Origin of the sequence: Janthinobacterium sp. OK676 (assembly GCF_900103595.1) — a bacterium.
Taxonomy (GTDB): Bacteria; Pseudomonadota; Gammaproteobacteria; order Burkholderiales; family Burkholderiaceae_D; genus Janthinobacterium.
On record NZ_FNHA01000001.1, the window covers coordinates 260,316 to 278,619 of the forward strand.

The 18,304-nt window shown below is 51.0% G+C and carries 15 protein-coding genes; 2 read left to right on the plus strand and 13 right to left on the minus strand.

Annotated elements, in window-relative coordinates; all coding sequences use genetic code 11:
* Positions 1–22: 22 nt before the first annotated feature.
* Genes gfa through BLU39_RS01240 form a run of 3 tightly spaced genes read right to left on the minus strand, consistent with a single transcriptional unit; the run spans position 23 to position 2,569 of the window.
* Entirely contained in the window at positions 23–598 is a 576-nt protein-coding gene (gfa, locus tag BLU39_RS01230) for an S-(hydroxymethyl)glutathione synthase (RefSeq protein WP_092708534.1), read from the minus strand.
* A gap of 11 nt (positions 599–609) precedes the next feature.
* Positions 610–1,452: an S-formylglutathione hydrolase gene (gene fghA, locus BLU39_RS01235; RefSeq protein WP_092708537.1), complete on the minus strand. Its 843-nt coding sequence runs from the start codon at positions 1,450–1,452 to the stop codon at positions 610–612.
* 10 nt (positions 1,453–1,462) lie between these two features.
* Positions 1,463–2,569 (minus strand): S-(hydroxymethyl)glutathione dehydrogenase/class III alcohol dehydrogenase, encoded by a 1,107-nt coding sequence (locus BLU39_RS01240; RefSeq protein ID WP_092708541.1) that lies wholly within the window; start codon positions 2,567–2,569, stop codon positions 1,463–1,465.
* Positions 2,570–2,711: 142 nt separating this feature from the next.
* On the opposite strand from BLU39_RS01240, the gene BLU39_RS01245 reads away from it, so the two are divergent.
* Positions 2,712–3,716: a GlxA family transcriptional regulator gene (locus BLU39_RS01245; RefSeq protein ID WP_092708544.1), complete on the plus strand. Its 1,005-nt coding sequence runs from the start codon at positions 2,712–2,714 to the stop codon at positions 3,714–3,716.
* A gap of 313 nt (positions 3,717–4,029) precedes the next feature.
* Here the strand turns inward: BLU39_RS01245 and qatD are convergent, their stop codons facing one another.
* The 10 genes from qatD to mltG form a co-directional block, all read right to left on the minus strand.
* Positions 4,030–4,773: a Qat anti-phage system TatD family nuclease QatD gene (gene qatD / locus BLU39_RS01250; protein ID WP_254788848.1), complete on the minus strand. Its 744-nt coding sequence runs from the start codon at positions 4,771–4,773 to the stop codon at positions 4,030–4,032.
* Positions 4,773–6,053: a Qat anti-phage system QueC-like protein QatC gene (qatC, locus tag BLU39_RS01255; protein ID WP_092708550.1), complete on the minus strand. Its 1,281-nt coding sequence runs from the start codon at positions 6,051–6,053 to the stop codon at positions 4,773–4,775. The genes qatD and qatC overlap by 1 nt, the downstream gene beginning before the upstream one ends.
* Positions 6,050–6,883 (minus strand): Qat anti-phage system associated protein QatB, encoded by an 834-nt coding sequence (gene qatB / locus BLU39_RS28050; protein ID WP_368087013.1) that lies wholly within the window; start codon positions 6,881–6,883, stop codon positions 6,050–6,052. Before qatB ends, qatC begins: the two co-directional genes overlap by 4 nt.
* A gap of 1 nt (position 6,884) precedes the next feature.
* Positions 6,885–8,753, minus strand: coding sequence for a KAP family P-loop NTPase fold protein (locus BLU39_RS01265; protein WP_092708556.1), 1,869 nt, complete (start codon positions 8,751–8,753; stop codon positions 6,885–6,887).
* A 257-nt stretch (positions 8,754–9,010) separates the two neighbouring features.
* Complete coding sequence (locus BLU39_RS01270) at positions 9,011–10,297, minus strand: site-specific integrase (RefSeq protein WP_092708559.1); 1,287 nt, start codon at positions 10,295–10,297, stop codon at positions 9,011–9,013.
* A gap of 2 nt (positions 10,298–10,299) precedes the next feature.
* Positions 10,300–11,268, minus strand: coding sequence for a hypothetical protein (locus BLU39_RS01275; protein WP_139178105.1), 969 nt, complete (start codon positions 11,266–11,268; stop codon positions 10,300–10,302).
* On the minus strand, positions 11,268–13,220 hold the full coding sequence (locus tag BLU39_RS01280; RefSeq protein WP_092708571.1) for a tyrosine-type recombinase/integrase: 1,953 nt from the start codon (positions 13,218–13,220) through the stop codon (positions 11,268–11,270). Before BLU39_RS01280 ends, BLU39_RS01275 begins: the two co-directional genes overlap by 1 nt.
* A gap of 2 nt (positions 13,221–13,222) precedes the next feature.
* Positions 13,223–14,968, minus strand: a complete 1,746-nt coding sequence (locus tag BLU39_RS28055) for a hypothetical protein (RefSeq protein ID WP_139178107.1) — start codon at positions 14,966–14,968, stop codon at positions 13,223–13,225.
* Between the two features lie 241 nt (positions 14,969–15,209).
* The gene (gene tmk, locus BLU39_RS01285) at positions 15,210–15,845 is read right to left on the minus strand and encodes a dTMP kinase (protein ID WP_092708574.1); all 636 of its coding nucleotides are present in this window, start codon (positions 15,843–15,845) and stop codon (positions 15,210–15,212) included.
* Between the two features lie 176 nt (positions 15,846–16,021).
* Complete coding sequence (gene mltG / locus BLU39_RS01290) at positions 16,022–17,008, minus strand: endolytic transglycosylase MltG (protein ID WP_092708577.1); 987 nt, start codon at positions 17,006–17,008, stop codon at positions 16,022–16,024.
* Between the two features lie 176 nt (positions 17,009–17,184).
* Here mltG and BLU39_RS01295 point away from each other — a divergent pair, with 176 nt between their 5' ends.
* The gene (locus BLU39_RS01295) at positions 17,185–18,300 is read left to right on the plus strand and encodes a CAF17-like 4Fe-4S cluster assembly/insertion protein YgfZ (protein ID WP_092708580.1); all 1,116 of its coding nucleotides are present in this window, start codon (positions 17,185–17,187) and stop codon (positions 18,298–18,300) included.
* Positions 18,301–18,304: the final 4 nt, after the last annotated feature.

Here is an 18,304-nt window from a genome sequence, read left to right on the forward strand (position 1 = left end):
CCACGTTCAGCGCGTTCGGCATTTATTGCAGCACGCCGCTGGCTTTGGCAGCGTGTGCGGCCAAAGCGTCCATCAGGGCAGGCGACAGGCAATCGTAGTAAGGCAGACCCAGCTTGCCCAGCTCGGCGCGCACGGCGGCCATGTCGGACGGGTTGGTGCCAGACTCGATGATCGAGGACACGAACGCGGCAAACTGCACCGGCGACCAACCGCTCTGCGGAGACAGTTCGGTGTGCACAAAGTCCAGGCCGTAGAAGGCATGGGCCTCGTTCTCGATACGACCGTACATGTGCACGCCGCACGCCTTGCACGCATGGCGGCGGATGGTGGCATTGGCATCGACCACGCTCAGCTTTTCAGCGTGAGCGGTCACGCTGACCTTGTCGCGCGAGACCACGGCGATCTGCGCGAACAGCGCACCTTCCGGTTTCCAGCACTTGGTGCAGCCGCAGGCGTGGTTGTGGGCGGTCTGGCTGTCGATGCTGACTTCGACCTTGTCGGTGGCGCAGTTACACAGCAGTCTACCGCCGGTGAAATCGGCTGCTGCAGCCGGACGTTTCTGGCCGATGGCCGGATGGATATTGAACTCGGTACTCATGGTGTTACTCCTTAAGAAATCAATGCTGCGTGGTGAAACTTCAGATGATCGTCAATGACCGTAGCGATGAAGTAATAGCCGTGGTCGTAGCCGGTGTGACGACGTAGCGTCAGCGGCTGGTCGGCGGCGGCGCAGGCCGCTTCAAACATTTCCGGGAACAATTGATCAGGCAAGAACTTGTCGGACAGTCCTTGGTCGATCAGAATCCCGCCCGGGAATGGCCGGTGTAGCGTAGACATCAATGCACTGGCATCGTAGGCATCCCAAGCTGCAGAAACCGGCCCCAAGTAAGCGGAAAACGCCTTCTCGCCCCATGGGCAACGACCGGGTGCGCTGATCGGCGCCAGTGCGGACACCGACTTGAACCGATCCTGATTGCGCAACGCCAGAACCAGCGCGCCGTGCCCGCCCATTGAGTGCCCCATGATGCCAATACGGTCGTCCGCCGCTGGCAATTGCGCGATGATTAATTCGCGCAGTTCCAGCAGATAGCTGTACATGCGGTAATGGGGGTGCCATGGCGCCTCGGTGGCGTCGACGTAGAAGCCCGCGCCGATGCCCAAGTCCCAGCTGTCGGCCTCTCCTGGCACCGCCGCGTCACGCGGACTGGTGTCGGGAGTAATCAACATCAGGCCCAGCGCTGCGGCTTGACGCTGAGCGCCGGCCTTAGTGGCGAAGGTCTCTTCGTTGCAGGTCAGTCCCGCCAGGCAAAACAGTGCCGGGACTTTGGCGCTACTCGCCTGCGCCGGCAGAAACACACCAAAGCGCATCGGCAAGCCGATCGCCGTGGACTGATGCCGGTAATAGCGTTGCACGCCGCCGAAGCAGGCGTGTTCACTGATGAGCTCTAGCATCGCCATTGCCTTAGTACAGCACTACCGAACGGATCGACTCGCCGCTCTTCATCAGGTCGAAACCTTCGTTGATACGTTCCAGCGGCAGGCGGTGCGTGATCAGATCGTCGATATTCAGCTTGCCTTCCATGTACCAGTCGACGATTTTCGGTACGTCGGTGCGGCCGCGCGCGCCGCCAAAGGCCGAACCGCGCCACTCACGGCCGGTGACCAGCTGGAACGGACGGGTCGAGATTTCCTGGCCGGCGGCAGCTACGCCGATGATGAACGACTTGCCCCAGCCCTTGTGCGTGCATTCCAGAGCCTGGCGCATCAGCGTGGTGTTGCCGACGCACTCGAAACTGTAGTCGGCGCCGCCGTCGGTCAGCTGGACGATGGCGTCCACCACGTTCTCGACCTCGTTTGGATTGATGAAGTGCGTCATGCCAAACTTGCGCGCCATCTCCTGGCGATTCGGATTGATGTCGACGCCGATGATCTTGTCTGCACCGACCATTTTCGCGGCCTGGATCACGTTCAGGCCGATGCCGCCGAGGCCGAATACGACCACATTGGCGCCCGCCTCCACCTTGGCCGAGAACAGCACCGCGCCAACGCCGGTGGTGACGCCGCAACCGATGTAGCAAACCTTGTCGAACGGCGCGTCTTCGCGAATCTTCGCCAGAGCGATTTCCGGCACCACGATGTAGTTGGAGAAGGTCGAGGTGCCCATGTAATGGAACAGCGGCTTGCCGTCAAGCGAGAAGCGGCTGGTGGCATCCGGCATCAGGCCACGGCCTTGCGTCGAGCGGATCGCCTGGCACAGGTTAGTCTTCTGCGAAAGGCAGAATTTGCACTGGCGGCATTCAGGCGTGTACAGCGGAATGACGTGGTCGTCTTTCTTCAGGGTCTTGACGCCAGGACCGACGTCGACCACGATGCCGGCGCCCTCGTGGCCGAGAATCGCCGGGAACAGACCTTCCGGATCGGCGCCGGACAGCGTGTAGTAATCGGTATGGCAAATGCCGGTGGCTTTCAGTTCGATCAGCACCTCGCCCTCGCGTGGTCCTGCCAGATCAACTTCCTCGATAGTCAGCGGCGCACCGGCGCGCCACGCAACAGCTGCTTTGGTTTTCATAGACGTGCTCCCTTAAAGGTATGTGAATTAACGCCTGGTCATTGTGCAAGCGTTCGCACGTCAGACGGCGGGAGCACAAAGATAATGGCCGAAAATGGTGCCATAATGACCGGATTTTCCAGAATGACTGTCCCACTAGCTTATGAAATCTGAACCGTCAACCGCAGCAAAGACCGTCGACATCATCGTGTACCCTGGTTTCAAGGCGGTCGAAGCGATCGGTCCAATGTCGGTGTTTGAATACGCGAATCTGCACCTGCAGCGGCGCGGCAAAGCACCGGGTTACGATGTACGTGTGGCCTCCTGCAAGGTTGGCCAAATACGTTCCGATACATTGATGTCCCTGGATGCTACTAAGGCACTAAGCACCCTCGCCTTACCGGACAACGCAATCATTGTTGGTGCCCGCCACATTCATGAAGCGCTGATCGAAAGCGCAGCGATCATCGATTGGGTCGCTGCGGTTGCCCCTCGCATCAAGCGCCTGACCTCTTTATGCTCTGGCGCATTCTTCCTCGCCTCTGCTGGTGTGCTTGATGGAAAACGAGCGACCACACATTGGGGTGTTGCTGATCGCTTGCAAGCGGACTTCCCTGCCATTCAGGTAGAGGCAGACGCCATCTTCATCCGGGCTGACAATGTCTGGACTTCTGCCGGCGTAACAGCAGGCATTGATTTGGCACTTGCGCTAGTGGAAGAAGATTTCGGTCGGGATCTCGCGCTGGAGGTGGCCACAGAGATGGTGGTCTTCCTGAAGCGACCAGGCGGCCAATCGCAATTCAGCGCACATCTGCTTAATGAGCGTACTAACCGGCCAAATATACGCGAGCTACAAAATTGGATTCTGGACAATCTGCAAGAAAAGCTTTCAGTCGCACAGCTCGCACAGAAAGCAATGATGAGCGAGCGTCACTTTACGCGCGTGTTTCAACAAGAGGTCGGCATGAGCACACAAGAATTTATCGAACGTTGCCGGTTCGAAGGTGCGACCTCATTACTGGCGGAACTTACGTTATCACTGAAGACTGTGGCGGCACGCGCCGGTTTCACCGATGAGGCACACATGCGCCGCGTATTTTTTAAGAAACTGGGAATAACACCAAAGCTCTATCGGGAACGTTTCGCGACAACCGGCATCTACGACTGAGTTCGCTCGCACGCGGACAACGTCTTCATGTCTCGCGACGGACCGATGGTAACTCGATTCCCAATCATTGTGCGTGGGGCGCAGGTCCGAATGGCAACCACTGCAATGCAACACCACCATAGCCACATCGTGGGGCGGCGCATGTGTTGGCATTGGCCGATTTCCAACTCAATGCCTTGGTGAACGTTGTTAAAGATAAGTTGACATTGGGTTTGGGCGCCGGAAGCCCATCTACATCACGTAAATGCGGAATCATCGCCACCCCGCCCGATCAGGGTGATCAATTCTGCGAGTAGCTAAGCAGACGCAATCGTTAAAACCGATGGTTTGAATTCATTTGCAGCAAGCGCGAAAGATTATGGTTCCATTGTATAAGCACTTGCTCGGGCCGCATATGCCATATCCTGGAAACATAGTTTGCAATTGATACCGCATCCCACGGCTGTAAGCTTCGGCCAGCCACTTGTGCAAATGGACCATCCGTCTCGGGCAGAACTCGATCCATAGGCATTCCTTGAAAGAGCTCCTGACCTTTCAAACCTTGCAGCATTGCAGGGCCAACACTGAACCAACACCCCAAAGAAATTGCCCGCAGCAATTGCTTTTCAGTCCCTGAAAACCAATGCAAGACAGCTTGCCCCGCAAGTGGGTGACGTTCAAGAATATCAAGCACGCGGCCGACAGCGCCGCGCGAGTGAATACTCATAATTTTCCCGCCGACCTGCTCACAACGGGCAACGACGGCTGCAAAAATCTCTTCTTGCAATAGCAATGTTTTTCTAAACCTTGGTGAACCATCTAGCCCTATTTCACCAATAAATGGAGCATGCTCGACCAGCGAAAGTAAAAGCGATTTTTCCGATGCTTTGCGGTCCACGATCTCAGGATGCAACCCGAGTGCAACGTGAATATTACGGTGCCCAGAAAACACCTTAGAGGTGCCAACCCACGCACGAGGGCTCGTGGTGACAACTAAGGTAAACGAATTTCTGCGATTAACTTCAGCAAGGATACCCATTGCATCGGGATATAGATCCAAGTGTGAATGCAGGTCCACTATAAAGCTCCGTGCCGCTTCAGAAGTACGCCCAATTCCTTGAGGCCACGTGACACCACACCCTCGTAATTCGCGCGGTCAGCAGAACTAGAAAAGCTCAACGCGCCGCCAACGAACCGTTCTACGCCATCGTCTTGGCAACGTATCACAGCAGATGCGACCGCATTAATATCATTTGCTCCTTTCTCCCTCGCCGAACTGAGCTTTCCTAACGATGGGAACACGTAGTCAGCTGTAGAGTCGTCAATCTCTGCACGAATAAAAGCCGCCCGTCGAACCTGGCATGGCACACATCGCCCGCAGTGCTTATACCCATAGTAACCAAACCTACCACAACTGGTCGACCTTCCGATTAACTGCTCTAGCATGCCTGGGTCCACACAATCCACCAGCATTTCCCCTTTTGTTTTGAATTGATAAGGCAGTTTCAAGACAGCGGAGATACCGACAGCATTCCAAATTGCCTGCATTCGGCTCATAAACACTGGGTGGGTAGTTTTAGTGCTGAAGCTACCCAGTCGGCCCGAATTTAGCGCCACATTTAAGCTAATAAATCCGTTTTCCGGCACATAGATCTCAGCTGGCCCGCTTGCAGAGTCCAAGGCGCTAGTCGCCAACGCCGCAAACGCGAAGAAGACGATTGAGCGGCCTCGTGTAGACCGCTCAAATTCCGCCGTATGTTTAATCCTATGATTCCATTGGAAATGGAGGTGAGCGGCATGGAGAGCCGCTGCGTACTGCTGTTGAGTTACCTTATCACCTTTTGCGGTCTGAGAAACGTAGATTGGCTTTCGCTTTTGCCCATGCAAATCAATCGCTCCGACCAGACTGTCTACTCCACCCGATAGAAGCGAAATACAATCAGCATCCCGTGTCATAGGGGCGGTCGTGATTGGCGCTGCATCGCCGCCAGGTAAAATATTTAGCGTCCAAAAGTCCCCTGTCAAAAACCGCAACGCCAGTTGTAACTCTTCACGTTGACCAAGCCAAGGCGCGGGGTCATACACATTGACTTGAAGCTCGATGACTCTCGTCCATCCGTCGGCACTCCCCGAACGCGGGCAGGCTAAGTCAGCGGCGGCGACCGCCAACGCAATGGTAACGAAATCCCAAACCACAACAGAAGGGAGCAACCCTTCTTTCTGAATGACCGTTCGCCAGCCCGGTGCGATCGATCCAACGCACGGTTTACCCGAATTCGAGAACAAGGAAAAGTAACGCGTTCCGGGTACGAAAACGGCTGGTAGCAAGTCCTGAGGGGCACACACAACTTTGCTCATACCTCTCCTTCGTAGACGGTAAATGTCAGTTTCAACGCATCACGCATCAATTTTTCAAGTTCTGTGGGAGTCGGATCCGGCTGAGCGGCGCGTAGGGTCTCAAGTTGAGCACCAATTTCTGATTTAAGGAAATCCCTCATTTCGTTCACGCGTTGGACTGCCTGCCTCGGAGGCAAATTCGAGCTCTCGAAAAGCTGCCCGATGTCTAGATGCATTCTGCTACATGCCTCATTTGACAGGAATAATTCGACAAGCACCCAGATATCAGCATTGTCCATGCTAAGCAGTTCTACGTCCGGGTTATTTTCTAATAGCTCCGCCATTGCTTGCGCCATCGAGTCGTTACAAGCCTCTTCATCCACGCTCCCGCCACCACTTGTCACCTGACGAATAATTTCGTGAATCACGTCCTGGACATTGGGACTGCCAGCACTCAGATCACTGACCCAACGATTGACCTCAGGATTTGTGCCATCCCTTGCTGCTTGTAACAGCCCAACTAAACCAGTCGCCGAACGTGTCGACATGCGCATCCTGGCCGCAACGTTCTTGGCTCCGCCCATGCCACTCTTCGAGTAATGGCCGGCAGCGCGCGAGAGCGCGTGTCGATCACCAGTGTTGGCGAACCTCTTCAGCTCTCGTCTTGCGCCGACAAACCGCCTCGGCGGTGCGCTTCCCTGAGCCGCGACTGGGACTGCCGTGCCATCGGGCTTCGCGCCATCTGTTGGAGTAGCAGGAGAATCACTTTCGCCTCCGCCAATTTGATCTAACCATGGTGGATCAAACGATACTCCCGGTCCCGGTCCACTGCTTGAAGTAGAGGTACCCATATTATTTTTTCTCCGCGAGCGCTGATAGAGCTTTTCTTAATGGGCTTGGAGAGTCAGAATCAGACGCCCAGTCAGCTAGCAGTTGCTTTGCCCAACTAAATTTACGCAACTGCGGCACCAGAGCGGCCTGACGCATATTGGCGGGCATTTCAGTGAGCAACGCGATAAAACGAGGTGCTAATGGGGGGTGCGCTGATAGAACGTTTAAACAGCGGACCAGCGACGCAAGCGTCCATTGATCAGAACGTGCCCGCCGCATTAATCGGGCTAGGATAGCCTCCGATTCTGTTTCACCTAACGATTGGAGTTGGGTGACTAAAGGAGTCATCAGTCGATCTGCCTCTAGCAAGGCGTCGAGCATTTTTCTTCCGTTGATAGACAGCTCATCAAAGTTCGCGAGGGTCATTTTTCTATCGCGACTCAAATGCAGAAGTGGACGTAAGTCAACCGCCGCCAATGGCGGCGAAAGCTTAAGCCAGTCGATGATGAACGGTGTGTCCCATATCTTGTCAGGCAATTTGATTTCTTCTTCTTTGCTAAGCGCGGATTCGATCGCGCCAAGCATCGGAAGTTTACCGCCCTCACTTTCGTTAACGCACTTGACGAGATAGTCAAAAGCACCAGGGGATGCGCAGCGCTCAAATAACTGCAATTTAACTAGCTCTTCAAAACCGATAGACATACCTTGAGCTTTCGCGATGGACTCTCGGATAAGTAAGCTATTCAGGAAACGTTTGATGAGCCGAGGATTACCGGAAATTTGCTCAGCTGTCGTTAGAATTCCCGACAACTGATCGGCCATATCGACCTCCATCGAAAGCACATCAGAGAACGATGCGAACACACTGTGCAGAAACTGGCGGGTCAGCGCCCCTGACCAAGATTTACGTACTGCGTCAAGAATAGCCGCCTGCGCCTGCGCCCGCTCCTGCAAAGTAATCCGCCCTCGCCTTTCTGCAAGCTCAGCTAGCAAGAGAATGACGTACGCTTTAACTTCGTTGACCCCCAAACGCGGCACTCGTAATGGAATCTGTATAAGCTTATCAAAGTAACTGGTAACTAGTTCATCACCGATATCTGCAGCGCCAAAGTGAGAACGAACGGCACCTCTAATCATTTGCTCGTCGGCCGCAATAATGAAAGCTGTGCGCGGGACGAATAGCAGCAGCCTCATAGCCTCCAGAGTGGAAATAGCGGTGTTGGGCAGGCACCGGTCCAAGTCGTCAACGAGTACGACCAAAGTGACCTGCAGATCGGATAGAATTTCAGCAAATGCTTTCCGGAGAGCTTCGATTTCCTGTGGGAGAGAGCTATGCTCTTTTTCCGCAATTAGCTCTTTCAGATCTGGCTGCAACTCCACATACGCCTCTTTGACTTTACCTAACGCCTCGGCATCTGGCATTCCGCCGCTTTGGAATAGTCCGCCAACCGCCCCGATAACAGCCCCCACTGGGCCCGCGACGGTACCGCCCATGAACGCCCCCGCCGCAGCCGGCGCAACCAAAGTGCCAACCCGGAGCCACTTTATCCGCTTAGCGAACTTCCTTATCTTCCCGAGGATAGTATCGTTTTGCTTCGCCTCATCCGACAATTTGTCGGAAACGGCTTGCAACAGGGCCATGCGGGCGTCGTCATATCCTTGATATAACCAAGCGTTGAACTCCAAAAAAACATACTTGTGCTGCTGCTCAAGGGGCGTTTTCAAAGACTCGCCAATCATCTTTACGAGGGAAGACTTGCCGACGCCCCAGTTTCCCGAGACACCAATAGAGAGAGGTTGACCGCCCGCGTCTCTAATCAGCTGCGCGGCCGTATCTGCGACCACCCGAAAATTAAGCAAATCCGTTTTTGTCTCAATGTCAGTCCACATGTATTTGCATCTTCATAGAAGTATCAGGCCAGAACTGCACAGCTCTTGCACGCTTGTTATCACCTCTTGATTTTACGGAATATTGCCCCGCCAATCGTCACACAATGTAACGAGGTTTGAGACTGGTTTTACGAAACTGCCAGCGCTCGAATCACTACATCACGCAACAGAGCGACCTCGGGAGAGTGGCAGTGTATCCATTAGAGCTCGTCGTTATCCGGCTAATACCCAAGAATTTGCGACACAGAAGCTATGGGCTAATGCGCGCCCATTTTTTCGACGAACTCCTCTACCGTCTGATCGGGGTCTGTAACTAACTCATGCACGTGTCCGTCATGTGCCAACATGAGAAGCCTGGCCATGTCAACATAGTATTTATATGTGGTCGACAAATCCTCGTGCCCCATTTGCTTCACCAAGATTTCTCCAGCGGCGAGGTATAAGGCGTCGGCAGATTGAGTGAGCAATTTATCTCCGAAAAATTTCAAAATATACATTGTTGGCCACCAATGCCGAGCATCGTAAAAAGTGATGGATCGCCGAAATTCTGGAAAGTTCCGGATCGCCCTTTCCTTTGCTGCACCAGTTCGCGAAGATACTTTATTCGATGTCACCGGCTCACCGTGCACGGTCAAAAATAGTATAGAAGGAGGACAATTCCTCCCATACTTCTTTTCATATTTCCGTGCACGCTCATTATAAAATGGTCGAATATATTGATCTTCCAAAACCTTTAGATCAGCACGGTTTATTTTTATTTCTCTATCTTTTTTGCCTTTACTTTCAGTGACAAGATAAGAAACTACTGCCCCCTCGCTCCTCATTTCCGAGTACGGTAGAATGTGCTGATTTGGTCCATTCCCGATATAGGGGAATTTACATAAATCCATAGGCCGCATAGCTGTGCCAAGCGCCAACTTAAACATCACTGAATAAACCGGATCATTAAAAGACAATATTAAAGCTTTTATTTCAGCATCTGTTATAAGGGATTTTCTAGATTGTTGCCTTTTCTCCTTATCAAGGACTTCTATATTTTTAGAATCAATCCGCAGCCCAGATTTCTGGCGAACATAATTTAACATTTTTTCGCTTTTAAAATTTGCAGCCCAGCTTTTAATATTAATTTTAACGCAAGTTATATAACCTGATTTATTTATCCAATTAAAAAAAACCAACAATAACTTCGCATCCTCAAAAATTGTGTTGGAGGTCGGACTTGCATTTTGGCTGCGAACTCGTTCAATCTGCCTCTGAACTTGCCATCGCTTTATATCTCTATTATCAACAATCGCATGATAATTACTTACATCAATATTTTTAAATTTTTCAGAAATAGATAAATATCGATAAAACATTAGTAAAACCGAAGAATAGCGGTTAGAAGTTTCTATAGAAGAGGTCGCATGATCATGTAAAAACAAATTTGGATAACTAAGTAAAATTATATTTGTTCTTGTATGAGCAGTCAAAATATGATGGCGCATATTCCGTCCGGTCTCTTGACTATTGTAATCAAAAACCTCACGCTGAAATTCGATCATAATCAATCTCCTTGATTGACTCTATAAAAAGTAACCGAAGAATATCCATCACTAATTTTCGGATAACTCATCATATCAGCAGCCAAAAACTCAATTTCAGGAGTGGATCTAAAGCGGAATTTCCTCTGGGCTTTAATTATGGAATCGACCTCGCATACCGGTACAATAATCGATATTGCCACTGCTTTAGAAATCTTCTTTGCGAACATCTTAATTTCCAACGGATTAAATAATGGCAATCTCACAGCGACTGAAATACCCGACTTTGTAATAGGTACAAAACTCATGATATTTTCAAAATTCATTAAATAACGATCAATAAAAAGAGTCACATTACACGCTGAGGCGGTACAAACCTTCGACAATTTTTCAGCAAGACGTTCGATTTCAAAATCTTTCTTTTCCTCGAATAATTCTTGATCACCTGAAGAAAAAAAGATTTTAAACACCGATTCCAAATCGGGTTCCATCCAAATAGTTTTGGAAACTTCGCTTCCTTGGGAAAGCTTCCTGCTCTTCTCCGCCGTGAGTTCAATCTGCAGTCGATGAATATCTTTTATTAATTTCTCATTGTGCAAGCTTTGTTTCTCAAGTGTACTTCTGACCTCCTGACTGTTTCTCAATGAAATATCAGAATTCATTAAACTGGTTATGTAACTCGCTTTCATTTTTTCAAATGATTCGTGCTGCGAATTCTTCAAATTTTCCAGAGTTTTTTCTAGGTCGATTACTCTATACTGGCTTGCCGCCAAAAGATCAACAAGATTTTCTGTGTCTGAACGCAGCAAATCCGTGAATGGACTTTTTCCTTGTATATAAACTATTAGTTCATGATAATTCCTACTTAAGGCTTGCCGAGAAATTCCGGCTAATAATGCTGCATCTTCGACCCTAAGCTTTCTTTTTCCACCCGTCGAATAATGCTGAACGATGACTTGAATAATACGTTCCCGCGTTGCACTTTGACTCATTATGCTACAACCCCCATATCCGAGGCGATAGCTAAAATTTTTGAATTAGAATTCAGATTTTTTAAATGACGCGCATTCACCTCAATTTTCGACATCAACATATTTCGAGATAATTTTTTCTCAACATCATTCAATAAATTTGAGTAAAAAATAATATTTTGCTCAAGTGATTTTATAGCACCTTCAAGTACAAGTAGATTTTTACATTCCAGGCTACAATTACTTGGATCGGGCAAAGTGAAATCATTACCTTCTACCTTATTAGCAAGACACGGCGGCAAATCCTTTTCAGTATAATTTTCCATACTCAAACAATATTGACCAACTGCAGTTCTTTTTATATAAACAGGTTCGCCAGCGGCTAGCAAATAGGAGATATAATTAAAAACAGTCATTCTTAGCAATTGTCCTGTGAATAGCTCAGGTCTCGCTAAAGCTAGCGCAGTGATACGATCGCCAACACTTCCGGAGTAATGACCATCTCGCACAGAATTAATGATATCAACAAAATCTTCTGCATAGTGTACTTCCATCGTAGTTGCGATTGATTGTACCAAATACGGATTTCTAGCAATATATCTTAACGTCATCTTATAACTCCGATGACCGAAAAGCATGCGGATTAAATCAATATTTCGCTCCGAGCGATTGATTAAAATTTCAGCAATCGTTTTGCGAAGGCGATGAGGATGGAGACTCTCGATACCTAGCTCGCGGCCCAGCTTGGCAAGCGCCTTCCCCACAGATCGGTCTAAAAAAGTAGTTCGCCTAGAATTCGCCATTTGCTCGAATATGTAACCACGTCCATAGTTCCCATCGAATTTTCTGAGGCTTTCGAAGTCTTGAATAGCAATAGCTAAAAAGACTGGAATCGGTAGAGCTTCTGTTTCCCCCGAAAAATTGGGATCTAAACTCGTCTTAAAACGAGTTACCAAAAGAGAATAAGTTCCATCTGATCCAGAAATTAAATTTTCAAATTTTAACTCTGATAATTCACTCTTCCTGAGGCCCATAACCAAACCGACTAATACCAGCAGAGCATCCTTAATCTTATCTAAAGCTAACTTATAAGAGTATGCCCACCCCTTACCAACATCATTCCGATCAAACAACTTGTGCAGCCATTCCCAACGATATTCCTTATTTTTTTCCTGCAGTCGGGCAGAACCATCAAACACAGCACTCATTTCCAGCAACTGTGGCATAACAGTCTCGGTCCAAAAAAATGAGTGATTGATTACTCTAGCCAGCTCTTGTTCAGAAAGCGACTTCCACCCTTTATAGTATCTAGCAATGCAATTTTGAATATCTTTTTTTCGATCTGAGGTGTCGATCAATCTCGCAGACACAGAAAGTACATGGCTTTTTGGAATCAGGCCGTTGGCCGACAACATGTGCCAAAACATAATTATAAAAAATAGTAGAAAATATTGACGAGCATTCCCGATATTTTTGGCACGGTCGAGAGCCTCATTGAGCATTCTCCCAGTTATCAACGAGATACTCTCAGTCGTAACTTCAAGACAATTGGGGATAAAAAGATGCGCCTCCAGCAAACTATATGCCCAGGCGTAAGTTTTTGTCGAAACATAACTCCTGATTGTTCCCAGCGGATGAAATTGTGGAAGCAAAAAGAAAGTCAACATCTTCGCAAGTTCATCTCCCCCTTCTACTTTATTATTGAAGAGCACCGAAATTTCGGTCGAGTTATCAGGACTAGAAAGTATCCAGCGATTTTGAAGATAAATAGAATAGTCGCTTACCGGAAAATCTAGTGTAGGTGACGAGTTTATGCGAGCCAAGAGCGGAGATATTGGATGTGATCCAACATCTAACAACTCCTGCATACTTTCAAACTCGAATTGCGCAGCATCATTAGTTTCTTGCTCAAGCTCATCGATCCAAAGGCGATCAGAATCCTGCGACTCTTTTGTCTTGCCGATATCTATCATGGTCAATCCTCCACTAGAGTAGAAAGCTCCCGCATACTGGCCGGCAGAAGATTGGGGTGTGCACGAAGATATCGCGCGGCAAGTTTTAAAGCTCGCTCGTCACCCCAGACTTCAAGGATATACTCAATAATCTTCAATTCATCTTGAAGTGGCGCATCAAGCTCTGGCTCTTGATAGTCTGTTAGTTCAACTTGAATACGTGATTCCCGGCTCATCAGATACGGGAGTGAATCTTCAAATATGCCAACACGGCTACAAAAAAGACATTGTGAGATCTCGGTGCATCGCTGCCCCTCGGGAACACGATGGGCGGCGCCAGGCCAGTCGGGCCTCAAAGAATCGGAGCAACCCCATAATGCGCGCTCGTGTCCCGGGATTGTAAATATGCGCCAAGTCGACATATCTATCGAAGCGTCAGACCTCCTGCCAAGCATCCCTTTGAAACGGCGCTCACGTAACGCTTGTACAACGATTTCAAGTTCCTCGCGCAACCGTTCTCTACGACCTTGACGTGCGACCCCAGAATTATCGTAGTGCACATCCGTCGTCTCAATTGACGCATGTCCTTGTTGCAGCGCGACTAAGCTCAATGGCTTATCAAGCTTATCGCGATGGAAACGTATCCATGTCGGTCGCAAACGATCTGTCAACTCGCCGGCAGTTTCGAGGCGCTTGCCGTTCTCAAATATCGGATATCGCTTGAGAAAATCAGCAATACCGCTTTCCCATGGATACTTGCTACCGATGGAAAGGAATCTGCCCGAACGAACGCCCTTGTCGTTGACGAACATGGTGCGATAGCCACGGATACAGATGAATAGCGGATTGAAATTGTCACGATGTTGCTTGGCATCACATTCCAGCGGCAACCCAGATAACGGCAATGACAGTGACTTGGCTAATTTAACGAGAGAGTAAGCTGAAAATTTATCTGCCTTGTTGCTAGGTGCAAAGAAAGTCTTAGGCGCTGAAAATGGCTTACCATTCCCTTGAGACTTATTTTTTTCGGAGACAATAAGGACAGTATTTGTGTCAAAAGCACCGGTCAGTATATGCTTGAAGTTTTCACCATCGATCGCTATAACGGTCTCTTTATTCCACCCAGTTTGGAGCATTAGAAACAGGCAGATTGCCGTTTGATCCATCGCAGATGGGTAATATTTCGATAGAAGCTCATCAAAAAAAGGGCGCTCAATGCCGTAATCTCTTGGCGATACTCGAAATGCGCCGTAGATTGCAGCGAGAACATCTATTTTAAAATCTCTCTTCGGTGCATCGATCGCTTCTGATATACTCACCGAAAACGGATGACCGTGCAAAGAAAGAGTACGTAAGCATCTCTCGAAATTCGGAATCCATTTTTGGATGGATGCAATAGCATTCACCTCCTCGATGGTGTAAGGCGTTGCGGCCTCAACAACTTTTCTGAATTCAAGCTTCTCATATAGTTTGACTATATGCGTACGAAGAGAAGTCTCTAGCTCATTAAAGCACGACTCGGTTAGTGGTTCGTTTGGAACTGATCGCGGTTGATCTAAAACAGGTAATGTCAGCAAAGGCATTCCCTCATCATGCCTCTGCCCCACCATCTTGATAGCAGTTTTGAGCCGCGAGGCGGAGTCTAGCGGTCCACCATTTTTTTTGATAAAAAAATCAAAACCACGAAATAGCTCGACTCCAAATTGCGACAGTTCCGTCAAATGCAATGGTTTGGGATTGCGTATCTCAAAATCAACGATAAAATTCAATAGTAGATTGATTGCCGTACGCAATGAATAGACTCGCGCGAAAGATACATCGCTTCCATAGCGCACAAACACATAATGCAGCCCAGCACAAAAGCCACACGTTAGAGAAAACCGTGGGTGCTGTAAATAATTACACGGTACGATTTTCCCATCGCTGCACTGAACTTTGCTTACAGCCGCTACTACGGTTCGAAACGACATAGCCAGACCTCGAAGGAAACGCGCAGTTAATCAGGCACGACTAGTTGTTCCTATTCTTAAGGGTGCGATCCACTATTGCGATCGCTTCTTGAACCACAACATCGAGAGACTGAGATGCATCGATAACAACGAAATGACCTGGGTCAAGCTTCGCTTGTTCCAGATAACCGTGTCTGGCCTTCTCAAGGAAATCGATTTTCTCTTTTTCCAGGCGATCTAGTTCGCTGCCACGAGACGCAACCCGATCTAATCCGATAGCGGGATCGAGGTCGAGGATAATGGTAATGTTGGGTTTAAAGTCACCGATTGCGATTTCATTCAACTGAGAAATAACATCGAATGAAATTCCACGCGCATAGTGTTGAAAGCTAACGGTCGCTGAGTTGAATCTGTCCGACACAACAATTTTACCGGCACCGATTGCTGGAAGAATCTTCTGCTGAAGGTGCTGAGCGCGCGCGGCCCCGAACAGCATCAGCTCAGTGACATCGCACATTTCTGCCGCGCCGCGATCAAGGAGAATGTCGCGAATGCGTTCTCCGATAGGCGTTCCACCTGGCTCGCGGGTCATAACAGGGTCCAACCCCAAATCTTTCAGGTGAACCTCGATTGCCTTCAGCACAGTGCTCTTCCCCGCACCGTTCCCTCCATCACAGACAATCATGCATCCAGGCATATTCGATCTCCAGTGTTCAACCCGTATCAAGGTTTCCACTGTAGCACAAACACAGATAAGCGCAACAAGTTTACATCACTGAGCAAGCACATATAACGCGCCATCGATGCCTTCAAAGGTGATGAAACGCGGTTGATAGTGTTGAGTCATGAAACTTCTTGTTCTCTGATGATGGGTTAACGCTGATACTGGTTCACGGCGCGGTTATGGTCGGGCAAGTTGGCCGAGAACTGGCTGGTGCCGTCGCCGCGCGCCACAAAATACAGCGCCTGCGTGCGGGCCGGCGCCAGCGCCGCCGTCAGCGATTGCGCGCCGGCCAGGGCGATCGGCGTGGGCGGCAGGCCGCCGCGCGTGTAGGTATTGTACGGGGTGTCCGCTTCCAGGTCGCGTTTGCGGATCTTGCCCTGGTAATTGTCGCCCATGCCATAGATCACGGTGGGGTCCGTCTGCAGCAGCATGCCCGTCTTCAGGCGGTTGACGAAGACGCCGGCGATCATGGCGCGCTCGGACTTTTGTCCCGTTTCCTTTTCCACAATGGAAGCCATGATCAGCGCCTCGTACGGATTTTTATATGGCAAGGCCGGATCGCGCTTGTCCCACGCTTCGGACAGGCGGCCGATCATGGCCGCGTGCGCCTGCTTGAAAATCTGCATTTCGCTGGCGCCCTTGGCGAACAGATACGTGTCCGGGAAGAACAGGCCTTCCGGCAGCACGTATTCCGGACTGATCTTCGCCATCAGTTCCTTGTCGGACAGGCCCACGGTATCGTGCTTGAGGCCCGGGTGATTCGCCATCGCCAGGCGCATCTGCTTGAACGTCCAGCCTTCGATGATGGTCAGCGACTCTTGCGCGAACTCGCCGCGCGCCAGCTGGGTGATCAGGCGCTGCGGGGTCGTGCCCGGTTTCAGCTCGTAGGAGCCGGCCTTGATCTTCGAGGTCTTGCCTTCGATGCGCGCCAGCATGTTGAACAGGATGGGCACGATGGGCACGCCCGCGTCCGCGATCTGCTGGCCGGCCGCATGCGCGCCGCTGCCCGGGCTGATCGTAAACGGAATCGCTTCGCCTTCCGTCGTGATGGGCTGCTGCGCCCAGTACACAAAAGTGCCGCCCACGCCGATGGCGGCGATGACTGAACTGACTACAAGTTTTTTAAAGAAAGCCATTGTTCCGATTCTTGTGATGCGCTCGTTGGCGGGCAACGCACGCTTGTTATGATCGTTCATTTGTGAATCAAGTGCGCGCAAAGCGGCGCCAACACTGGCAATCTCGCCGCTGCCGACGCAATTTGCGCGACATCACTATAATGAACCCGTAATGATAATGCTTAATCGCTGATCTAATGGAAATTATGAATAACTGGAATCAATTTTTAACCGCACAAGGCGCCCGTCCCGCCGCCACCGATGGCGCGCCTGACGGCACCGCCGCCATCGCCGCCGCCCCTATCCATGATTTCGGCCTGTCCCTGACAGTGCCCCAGCTGCAAGAAGGTTTTGTCGCGGCCATCACGGACCAGGGCTTGATCGGCTTGACCGGCGACGATGCAGCCAGTTTCCTGCACGGCCAGCTGACCAACGACGTGGAGCACCTGAACCAGGAGCAAGTGCGCCTGGCCGGCTACTGCACGCCGAAGGGGCGCCTGCTGGCCAGTTTCCTGATGTGGCGCAACGCCACCACCATTTATCTGCAATTGCCGCGCGCCATACAGCCGGCGATTCAGAAGCGGCTGCAAATGTTCGTGCTGCGCGCCAAGGCCAAGCTGCACGATGCCTCTGCCGATGAACCCAATCAAGTTATCCTGGGCCTCGGCGGCAAGCAAGCCAGCGCGGCCCTGTCCGCCTGGTTCCCGGCGCTGCCCGCCACGCCGTTCAGCAAGGTGGACCACGCGCTGGGTACCCTGCTGCGCGTGGCCGATGCCTTCGGCAGCGCCCGCTATCAATGGCTGACGTCGGCCGCCACGGCGCAGAACGTGTGGCCGCAGTTGGCCGAAACTCTCGCCCAGGGCGGCAATGACGCCTGGCAATTGTCGGAAATCCACGCGGGCATCCCGCTGATCACGGCCGCCACGCAAGAGCAGTTCGTGCCGCAGATGGTCAACTTCGAGCTGCTGGGCGGCGTCAATTTCAAGAAAGGCTGCTACCCGGGCCAGGAAATCGTCGCGCGCAGCCAGTACTTGGGCAAGCTCAAACGCCGCACCACCCTCGTCAGCATTGCCGATCCCTCGGTGGTGGCCGGCGGCGAACTGTTCGCCGTCAGCGATCCCGACCAGCCTTGCGGCATGGTCGTCAACGCCGCACCGAACGGCGTGGGCGGCATCGACGCCCTCGTTGAAATGAAGCTGGGGGCAATCGAAGAAGGTTCAAGCGCCGCCGGCGCCGTGCGCTACGGCTCGGCCCAGGGCGCTGCCGTGCAGTTCCTGCCCATGCCTTACGTGCTCGACGCACTCGACTTGTGAGAAT